This is a genomic window from Mixta sp. (assembly GCF_024610815.1).
GTDB classification, from domain to species: domain Bacteria; phylum Pseudomonadota; class Gammaproteobacteria; order Enterobacterales; family Enterobacteriaceae; genus Mixta; species Mixta calida.
The window spans coordinates 1-10,078 of sequence record NZ_JANION010000142.1; the positions used below are offsets into that span (position 1 = coordinate 1).

Consider the following 10,078-nt stretch of genomic DNA (forward strand, 5'->3'; position numbering starts at 1 on the left):
CTTATTAGCCTGTTGATTACCCTTTATGAACAAAAAATCTGGACAATGAAGGTAAAACGGTTAGACGCACCCTATACACGCTAAGCGTTAACGGGAAATAACAGAGAGCATTAAAGCAGCAGGCGCAGGACACTCAACGGGAACATAAAAAAGGCCACCCGAAGGTGGCCAATAGGCTGAATAATCTGACACAGATTAGTTGAGAGGGAGAACAGCTTTTACAGCGTCGCCAATGTCTGCCAGGCTACGAACAGTTTTTACGCCAGCCGCTTCCAGCGCAGCGAACTTCTCATCCGCCGTACCTTTGCCGCCCGCAATGATGGCGCCAGCGTGGCCCATACGCTTGCCTTTTGGCGCAGTCACGCCCGCAATGTAGCCCACAACCGGTTTGGTGACATGTTCTTTGATGTAAGCGGCCGCTTCTTCTTCGGCGCTGCCGCCGATTTCGCCGATCATGACGATGGCTTCGGTCTGCGGATCGTTCTGGAACATCTCCAGAATATCGATGAAGTTGGAGCCCGGAATCGGGTCGCCGCCGATGCCCACGCAGGTGGACTGACCGTAGCCGATGTCGGTGGTCTGCTTGACGGCTTCATAGGTCAGCGTGCCGGAGCGAGAAACGATGCCGATGCGGCCAGGCTGATGAATGTGACCCGGCATGATGCCGATTTTACATTCGCCTGGAGTAATAACGCCCGGACAGTTCGGGCCGATCATGCGCACGCCCGCTTCATCCAGCTTCACTTTCACCGTCAGCATATCCAGCGTCGGGATACCTTCGGTGATGGTGATGATCAATTTAATGCCCGCATCGATCGCTTCCAGGATGCCGTCTTTACAGAACGGAGCCGGAACGTAGATCACAGAGGCGGTCGCGCCGGTGGCTTCCACCGCTTCGCGCACGGTGTTAAACACCGGCAGACCGAGATGGGTGGTGCCGCCTTTGCCCGGCGTCACGCCGCCAACCAGCTGCGTGCCATAGGCCAGCGCCTGCTCAGAGTGGAATGTACCCTGGCCGCCGGTGAAACCCTGGCAGATAACTTTGGTGTTTTTGTCGATCAAAATGGACATTATTTACCCTCCGCTGCAGCAACAACGCGTTGGGCCGCGTCGGTCAGGCTGGTTGCTGCAATAATGTTCAGTCCGCTGTCCGCCAGTTTCTGTGCGCCCAGCTCAGCGTTGTTCCCTTCAAGACGCACCACGACCGGCACGTTGACGCCCACTTCGGCTACCGCGCCGATAATGCCGTCGGCGATCAGGTCGCAGCGTACGATGCCGCCGAAGATGTTAACGAATACTGCTTTCACCGCGTCGTCAGACAGGATGATTTTAAACGCTTCGGTCACGCGCTCTTTGGTTGCGCCGCCGCCCACGTCAAGGAAGTTAGCAGGCTGGCCGCCGTGATGTTTCACGATGTCCATGGTGCCCATTGCCAGACCGGCACCGTTCACCATACAGCCGATGTTGCCTTCCAGCGCAACGTAGTTCAGTTCCCACTGCGTCGCGTGCGCTTCGCGCGGATCTTCCTGGCTCGGATCGCGCATTTCGCGCAGTTCCGGCTGGCGGAACATGGCGTTACCGTCAGCGCCCAGTTTGCCGTCCAGGCAGATCAGATCACCCTGTTTGGTAATAACCAGCGGGTTGATCTCAACCAGCGCCAGGTCGCGCTCCAGGAACATGGTGGCGAGGCCCATAAAGATTTTGGTGAACTGATTCACCTGCTTGCCGCTCAGACCCAGCTTGAACGCCAGCTCGCGTCCCTGATAAGGCTGCGGGCCAGTCAGCGGATCGAGCGCCATTTTATGAATCAGGTGCGGCGTTTCTTCCGCCACTTTCTCAATCTCTACACCGCCTTCAGTAGAGGCCATGAACACCACGCGACGCGAGCTGCGGTCTACCACGGCGCCCAGATAGAGTTCCTGATCGATATCGGTTGCAGCTTCCACCAGAATCTGGTTTACCGGCTGTCCTTCCGCATCCGTTTGGTAAGTGACCAGACGTTTACCCAGCCAGTTTTCAGCAAAGGCGCGGATCTCTTCTTTGCTCTTAACCACTTTCACACCGCCCGCTTTACCGCGGCCGCCGGCATGAACCTGACATTTAACTACCCACGGGCCTGCGCCGATTTTAGAGGCCGCTTCTTCTGCTTCACGTGGCGTAGTGCAGGCGTAACCGGTGGGTGCCGGTAAGCCATACCGTGCAAACAGCTGTTTCGCCTGGTACTCGTGTAAGTTCATGATGTTCTATCCATTCAGGTCTGAAAAGATTAATAACGTTGGGCGCGGCTTAACCGCGCCCGGCAAGATTAGACGTCCAGCAGCAGGCGCGCCGGATCTTCCAGCATCTCTTTCACTGCAACCAGATAGCCGACGGATTCGCGGCCATCGATCAGACGGTGATCGTAAGAGAGCGCCAGATACATCATTGGCAGAATCACTACCTGACCATTGACCGCCATCGGACGATCTTTAATGGCGTGCATGCCCAGAATAGCGCTCTGCGGCGGGTTGATGATCGGCGTGGACATCAGCGAACCGAAGACGCCGCCGTTGGTGATGGTAAAGTTGCCGCCGGTCAGCTCTTCAACGGTCAGCTTGCCGTCGCGGCCTTTTACCGCCAGCTCTTTAATTTTCTTCTCGATATCCGCCATGCTCAGCGTATCGACATCGCGCAGCACCGGCGTCACCAGACCGCGCGGCGTAGAAACGGCGATGCTGACGTCGAAGTAGTTGTGGTAAACCACATCGTCGCCGTCGATAGAGGCGTTCACTTCCGGGTAACGTTTCAGCGCTTCCACAACCGCCTTAATATAGAAGGACATAAAGCCCAGACGCACGCCGTGACGCTTCTCGAAGGCGTCGCCGTACTGCTTGCGCAGATCCATGATCGGCTTCATGTTCACTTCGTTGAAGGTGGTCAGCATCGCGGTGCTGTTCTTCGCTTCCAGCAGGCGTTCAGCGACGCGCTTACGCAGACGCGTCATCGGTACGCGCTTCTCGCTGCGGCCCGCCAGCGGCTGCTGCGGAGCGGCATCCTGTTTCGGTTCGGCTTTCGCCGCAGCCGGCTGCTGCTTCAGATGTTTTTCCACATCTTCGCGGGTGATGCGGCCGCCGACGCCGGTGCCTTTAATGGCTGTCGCGTCCAGGCTGTGCTCGGCAATCAGACGACGGATCGCCGGGCTCAGGGCGTCGTTGCTCTCTTCTTCCAGCGACGCGGACTGACGCTGCGCCGGAGTCGATTCGTTGCTTTCCGCTTTGGCGGTGGTCTCTTTGCCGCCGCTGTTGCCTTCTTTCAGACGGCCCAGGATTTGACGCGAGGTCACGGTGGCGCCTTCGTCTTCCAGTACGGCTTCCAGCACGCCGTCAGCGGAAGCAGGCACTTCCAGAACAACTTTATCCGTTTCGATTTCAACCAGCACTTCATCGCGGCTTACCGCATCGCCCGGTTTTTTATGCCAGGTTGCTACAGTGGCGTCAGCAACAGATTCAGGCAGGTCGGGAACGAGAATATCTACGCTACTCATTATCTTTCCTTATTTAATCAACGTTCAGCGCGTCATTAACCAGGTCTTGCTGCTGTTTCAGGTGTACGGACATGTAACCTACAGCAGGTGAAGCGGAAGCCGGACGACCGGCATAACGTAAAGAAGCACCAAAAGGAACCACTTCACGGAAGTGGTGCTGGCTGCAATACCAGGCGCCCTGATTCAGCGGCTCCTCCTGACACCAGACGAAATCATGCACGTGCGCGTAAGGCTGCAACGCTTCCTGCACCGCTTTATGCGGGAACGGATAGAGCTGCTCAATACGCACGATGGCGACATCGTTTTGTTCATTTTTGCGGCGCTGCTCCAGCAGATCGTAGTAGACCTTGCCGGCGCACAGCACCACGCGTTTCACCGCTTTCGGATCGAGGTCGTCGACTTCGCCGATAGCAGGCTGGAAGCTGCCGTTCGCCAGCTCATCCAGCGAAGAAACGGCCAGCGGATGACGCAGCAGCGACTTCGGCGACATCACTACCAGCGGACGGCGCATACCGCGCAGCGCCTGACGACGCAGCATGTGGTAAACCTGCGCCGGCGTGGACGGCACGCACACCTGCATATTCTGTTCTGCGCAAAGCTGGAGATAACGCTCCAGACGCGCCGAGGAGTGTTCCGGCCCCTGCCCTTCGTAGCCGTGCGGCAGCAGCATCACCAGGCCGCACATCCGGCCCCATTTCTGCTCACCGGAGCTGATGAACTGGTCGATCACCACCTGCGCGCCGTTGGCGAAGTCGCCGAACTGCGCTTCCCAGATAGTCAGGGTGCGCGGTTCCGCCGTGGCGTAGCCATACTCGAACGCCAGCACCGCTTCTTCCGACAGCACGGAGTCCCAGACCCTGAACTGCCCCTGGCCGTTGTGAATATGCTGCAACGGGGTGTAAGTCGAGCCGTTCGCCTGGTTGTGGATCACTGCATGACGATGGAAGAAGGTGCCGCGACCGGAGTCTTCGCCGGAGATGCGCACCGGAATGCCTTCGTCCACCAGCGTGGCGTAGGCCAGGTTTTCCGCGGCGCCCCAGTCGAACAGCTTATTGCCCGCCGCCATTTCGGCGCGGTCATTGTAAATTTTCGCCACGCGCGACTGCACTTCCACCGACTCCGGCACCTGACTGATGCGTTTAGCCAGTTCCTGCAGACGTTTGATGTCTACTTTCTCCGGGTAGCTCTCATCCCACTCGTGGTTGAGATAAGGAGACCAGGTGAAAGAGTGCAGGCTCATCGGACGCCATTCCGGCACCACGCATTCGCCCGCATCAAGCGCGTCACGGTAAAGGTTGACCATCTCAGTGGCGTCTTCCAGGTTGATCACCTGCTCCGCTTCCAGACGATCGGCGTAAATTTTACGCGGCGTCGGATGCTTTTTGATTTTCTGGTACATCACCGGCTGCGTGGCGCTCGGCTCGTCCGCTTCGTTATGGCCGTGGCGGCGATAGCAAACCAGGTCGATAAAGACGTCGCGCTTGAAGGTATTGCGGAAATCGAGCGCCAGACGGGTGACGAAGGCCACCGCTTCCGGGTCGTCAGCGTTGACGTGGAAGATCGGCGACTGCACCATTTTGCCGATATCGGTACAGTACTGGGTGGAACGGGCGTCTTTCGGGTTAGAGGTGGTGAAACCGATCTGGTTGTTGATCACGATACGCACCGTACCGCCCACTTCATAGCCGCGCGCCTGAGACATGTTCAGGGTTTCCTGCACCACGCCCTGGCCGATAACCGCCGCATCGCCGTGAATGGTGATCGGCAGCACTTTATTGCTGACCGGCTCATCCAGACGATCGAGACGCGCGCGTACCGAGCCCATCACCACCGGGCTGACGATCTCCAGGTGCGACGGGTTGAACGCCAGCGCCAGGTGAACCATGCCGCCTTCGGTCTCTACGTCGGAGGAGAAGCCCATGTGATATTTCACGTCGCCGGTGCCGAGATGCTCTTTATGCTTGCCGGCGAACTCGTCGAACAGATCCTGCGGCTTTTTGCCCAGCACGTTGATCAGCACGTTCAGACGGCCGCGGTGCGCCATGCCCATGACCACTTCGCGGGTGCCGTTTTTACCGGCGTGGCGGATCATTTCGCGCAGCATCGGCACCAGCGCGTCGCCGCCTTCCAGCGAGAAGCGTTTCGCGCCGGGAAATTTCGCGCCCAGATAACGTTCCAGCCCTTCCGCCGCGGTCAGCTCTTTCAGAAAACCTTTTTTCTCTTCGTTGCTGAAGGCGGCGTGGCCCACTACCGATTCGATACGCTGCTGGATCCAGCGCTTCTCTTCGGTATTGGTGATATGCATATATTCCGCGCCGATCGAACCGCAGTAGGTCTGCTTCAGCGCGTTGATCAATTCGCCAAGCGGCAGACGATCTTTACCGATAGCGAAGGAGCCGACGTTGAAGGTTTCCTGATAGTCCGCTTCGCTCAGGCCGTGAAAGGCGGGATCGAGATCCGCCACCTGCTCCTGCTGCCACAGGCCCAGCGGATCGAGGTTAGCGTGCTGATGTCCACGGAAGCGGTAAGCGTTGATTAACTGCAGGACTTTAACCTGTTTGGCATTGGCATCGGGATCGCCAACGGAGGCGGCATAGCGTGAGGTGTCTTTCGCCAGGCGACGGAAGTAGTCGCGCGTCGAGGAGTGGAACTGCTCAGGCTTGAGCCCGGTGCCGGGCAGCTGCTGGAACATGTCGCGCCACACAGCATCAACAGATTCAGGATCGGTGAGAAAATCCTCATAGAGCTGCTCTATGTAAGATTGGTTCGCGCCGGCCAGCCAGGAGGAGTCAAGCCAGGGCTTCATTGCGCTGTTCTGCATTGTGATCCCTTAAGCATTTCATGCTTTTTTCGAGGTTTCATTGTTGCCGGATTACCGGCTTGCCCAACGCTGCGTCCCGCGCCTGCTTGTGAGGCGCGCGGCACAGCCAGATCCAGTTCATCGATACGAGCGCTGTGGGCAACCGATGCCCTGGCCCGTAAGGGAACCTTGGTAAGGTTTGTCGCGGCGGCGCATTTTCGCCCTGACAGACCTTACCGGGGTCTCCGTAAAACATCCGGGAACCTGAGTTCCCGGACGGCATTTTCGTTACGCGTTACGTTGCAACAGCATAGACTTAATGTGGCCGATTGCCTTTGTAGGGTTCAACCCTTTAGGGCAAACGCTGACACAGTTCATGATGCTGTGGCAGCGGAATACGCTGAAAGCATCGCTCAGGTTGTCCAGACGCGCGTCGGTTTCTGTGTCGCGGCTGTCAATCAGGAAGCGATAGGCAGCCAGCAGTCCCGCAGGCCCAACGAACTTATCCGGGTTCCACCAGAACGACGGGCAAGAGGTTGAGCAGCAGGCGCAGAGGATACACTCATAAAGTCCATCCAGATGCGCACGCTCGTCCGGCGTCTGCAAATGCTCGCGCGCGGGCGGATTTTCGCCATTATTCAACAGGTAAGGCTTAATCTTCTCATACTGCTTGTAGAACTGCCCCATGTCCACGACTAAGTCGCGGATTACCGGCAGGCCCGGCAGCGGACGAATGACAATTTTCTTTTTGCCGTTGCCCAGCGCCGAAACCGGCGTAATGCACGCCAGCCCGTTGCGGCCGTTCATGTTCAGACCGTCGGAGCCGCACACCCCTTCACGACAGGAGCGGCGGAACGCCAACGACGGATCTTTCTCTTTCAGCTTAATCAGCGCGTCCAGCAGCATCATGTCGCGTCCGTCTTCCGCTTCCAGGGTGTAATCCTGCATACGGGGCGCGTCATCCACATCCGGGTTATAACGATAAATGGAAAATTCGAGTCTCATCGTTTTTTCTCCGCAAATTAGTAGGTACGCACTTTCGGCGGGAAAGCGGCGCGCAGTTTCGGCTGCATGTTCACCTCACGGCGCGTCATGCTTTCGGTTTGCGGCAGATAGAGCGAATGGCACAGCCAGTTCTCATCGTCACGATCCGGGTAGTCAAAACGGCTGTGAGCGCCGCGGCTTTCCGTGCGGTAGTTGGCTGCCACGGCGGTAGCAAAAGCGGTTTCCATCAGGTTATCCAGCTCCAGACATTCAACACGCTGCGTGTTGAAGTCGCTGGAGCGATCGTCCAGACGCGCGTGCTTCAGGCGCTCGCGGATCTGCTTCAGATCCTCCAGCCCTTTCGCCATTGCGTCGCCTTCACGGAATACCGAGAAGTTATTCTGCATGCAACTTTGCAGCGCTTTGCGGATCTCAACCGGATCTTCACCCGTGGTGTTGTTATCCCAGCGGCGGTAGCGCGCCATCGCGGCATCGATGTCATCCGCCGTCGCGTCGCGCAGCTCGCCCTGCTCCTGGATAGATTCCAGCAGATGCAGGCCGGCGGCGCGGCCGAAGACCACCAGGTCCAGCAGCGAATTGCCGCCGAGACGGTTGGCGCCGTGCACCGATACGCAGGCGATTTCACCGACGGCGAACAGGCCCGGCACCACCACATCTTCGCCTTTTTCATTCAGGGTCAGCGCCTGACCGGTCACTTTGGTCGGAACGCCGCCCATCATATAGTGGCAGGTCGGGATAACCGGAATCGGCTCTTTTACCGGATCGACGTGGGCAAAGGTGCGCGACAGCTCCAGGATACCCGGCAGACGCGACTCCAGCACTTCGCTGCCCAGGTGATCCAGCTTCAGCTTAATGTGCGGACCCCATGGGCCTTCGCAGCCGCGGCCTTCACGAATTTCAATCATCATCGAACGCGCCACGACATCGCGGCCCGCCAGATCTTTGGCGTTCGGCGCGTAACGCTCCATAAAGCGCTCGCCGTGCTTGTTCAGCAGGTAGCCGCCTTCGCCGCGGCAGCCTTCGGTCACCAGTACGCCCGCGCCCGCGATGCCGGTCGGGTGGAACTGCCACATCTCCATATCCTGCACCGGCACGCCTGCGCGCAGCGCCATGCCGACGCCGTCGCCGGTATTGATATGCGCGTTAGTGGTAGACTGGTAGATACGGCCCGCACCGCCGGTGGCCAGCACCGTGGCTTTCGCCTTGAAGTAGACCACTTCGCCGGTTTCAATGCTCAGCGCGGTGCAGCCCACCACAGCGCCATCCTGGTTTTTCACCAGATCCAGCGCGTACCATTCGGAGAAAATAGTGGTTTTATTTTTCAGGTTCTGCTGATACAGGGTATGCAGCAGCGCATGGCCGGTACGGTCGGCTGCCGCCGCGGTGCGCGCAGCCTGCTCGCCACCGAAGTTGCGCGACTGGCCGCCGAACGGACGCTGATAAATGCGACCGTCGTCAAGGCGGGAGAACGGCAGGCCCATATGCTCCAGCTCCAGAATCGCTTCCGGGCCGGTTTTACACATATACTCGATCGCGTCCTGGTCGCCGATATAGTCGGAACCTTTCACCGTATCGTACATGTGCCATTCCCAGTTATCTTCATGGCTGTTGCCCAGCGCGACGGTGATACCGCCCTGCGCAGACACGGTATGGGAACGGGTAGGGAAAACTTTAGACAGCAGGGCGCAGCTCTGCCCCGCCTGGGAAATCTGCAGGGCCGCGCGCATACCTGCGCCGCCTGCCCCGATCACTACGGCATCAAACTCTCTGACTGGCAAATTCATTCTCACGCACCCCACACCACAACAGTTCCATAAATCGCATAGACCAACAGCGCGACGACAATCACCAGCTGCAACAGCAGGCGCCACGCCAGCGGCTTAATGTAGTCCGTCAATACCTGCCACATGCCGATCCAGCCGTGGATGACGGTGGAGAACAGCGTCAGCAGCGTAAAGACCTTGGTAAAGGAAGAGGCGAAGAAGGCGCGCCAGATATCGTATGTCAGGGTATCCGACATAATAAAGAAGCCGAGGATATACAGGGTATAGAGCGTAATGAGGATTGCAGTGGCGCGCAGCAGCAGCCAGTCCTGAACGCCATTGCGCCCCAGTGCAGTAGCATTGCTTACCATACGAGGACTCCAGCCAGAATTGAAAGCACGATAGTAATGCCGAAGCCGATGCGCGCAGAGCTGTTGCCGACGCGCTGGGTTTCAGCCAAATATCCGAAGTCCATCAGCATGTGACGAATGCCGCCGACAGTGTGCCAGGCCAGTGCGGTAAGGATGCCCCATATAATGAACTTAGCGAAAAAGCTGTTCATTACGGCAGATGCTTGCAGGAAGCCTTCGGGTGAGGAGAGCGAGAGACCCAGTAGCCAGAGCAGAATACCGACGGCCACAAAACTGATGACGCCGGAAACGCGGTGGAGAATGGACGCAATTGCAGTAACGGGAAACCGGATCGTAGTGAGATCCAAGTTGACAGGTCTTTGTTTTTTCACGGTTTTGCCCACACAGCCTTTCTTATTTTGCTTCCTCCGGTCCTGAAGGTGAAAGCCGATCACGGGCGTGGTCAGACTGCGCACCGGCACCAAAACAGCAACATCCAGTGTTAATTGAAGCGATAAAAACGCTGGGTGGCTCCTGGTGTCAGGGTATTCCGGAGACCTGGCGGCAGTATAGGACGATCACATTCTTATTACAATTCCCCTACAAACGCTTTGGAAACATTTAGGCAGAACAGTGA

The 10,078-nt window shown here is 58.0% G+C and carries 8 protein-coding genes; all 8 read right to left on the reverse strand.

From position 1 onward, the window contains the following. Nucleotides 1-195: 195 nt before the first annotated feature. Nucleotides 196-1,071 carry a succinate--CoA ligase subunit alpha gene (gene sucD / locus MYY08_RS10320; protein ID WP_038627364.1) on the reverse strand — a complete coding sequence of 292 codons (876 nt, stop codon included), beginning with the start codon at nucleotides 1,069-1,071 and terminating at the stop codon, nucleotides 196-198. After that, a complete protein-coding gene (sucC, locus tag MYY08_RS10325; RefSeq protein WP_038627366.1) occupies nucleotides 1,071-2,237 on the reverse strand; it encodes an ADP-forming succinate--CoA ligase subunit beta in 1,167 nt (388 codons plus the stop codon). The genes sucD and sucC overlap by 1 nt, the downstream gene beginning before the upstream one ends. A 68-nt stretch (nucleotides 2,238-2,305) precedes the next feature. Beyond that, nucleotides 2,306-3,523 carry a 2-oxoglutarate dehydrogenase complex dihydrolipoyllysine-residue succinyltransferase gene (gene odhB / locus MYY08_RS10330; protein ID WP_038627368.1) on the reverse strand — a complete coding sequence of 406 codons (1,218 nt, stop codon included), beginning with the start codon at nucleotides 3,521-3,523 and terminating at the stop codon, nucleotides 2,306-2,308. A 13-nt stretch (nucleotides 3,524-3,536) separates the two neighbouring features. Next, entirely contained in the window at nucleotides 3,537-6,344 is a 2,808-nt protein-coding gene (sucA, locus tag MYY08_RS10335) for a 2-oxoglutarate dehydrogenase E1 component (RefSeq protein WP_038627370.1), read from the reverse strand. A 267-nt stretch (nucleotides 6,345-6,611) separates the two neighbouring features. Then, the gene (locus MYY08_RS10340; protein WP_038627373.1) at nucleotides 6,612-7,328 is read right to left on the reverse strand and encodes a succinate dehydrogenase iron-sulfur subunit; all 717 of its coding nucleotides are present in this window, start codon (nucleotides 7,326-7,328) and stop codon (nucleotides 6,612-6,614) included. Between the two features lie 17 nt (nucleotides 7,329-7,345). Next, nucleotides 7,346-9,112 (reverse strand): succinate dehydrogenase flavoprotein subunit, encoded by a 1,767-nt coding sequence (gene sdhA / locus MYY08_RS10345; RefSeq protein WP_038627375.1) that lies wholly within the window; start codon nucleotides 9,110-9,112, stop codon nucleotides 7,346-7,348. A 2-nt stretch (nucleotides 9,113-9,114) separates the two neighbouring features. Continuing rightward, complete coding sequence (sdhD, locus tag MYY08_RS10350) at nucleotides 9,115-9,462, reverse strand: succinate dehydrogenase membrane anchor subunit (protein WP_038627377.1); 348 nt, start codon at nucleotides 9,460-9,462, stop codon at nucleotides 9,115-9,117. After that, a complete protein-coding gene (gene sdhC / locus MYY08_RS10355; RefSeq protein WP_288014003.1) occupies nucleotides 9,456-9,845 on the reverse strand; it encodes a succinate dehydrogenase cytochrome b556 subunit in 390 nt (129 codons plus the stop codon). The genes sdhD and sdhC overlap by 7 nt, the downstream gene beginning before the upstream one ends. Nucleotides 9,846-10,078: the final 233 nt, after the last annotated feature.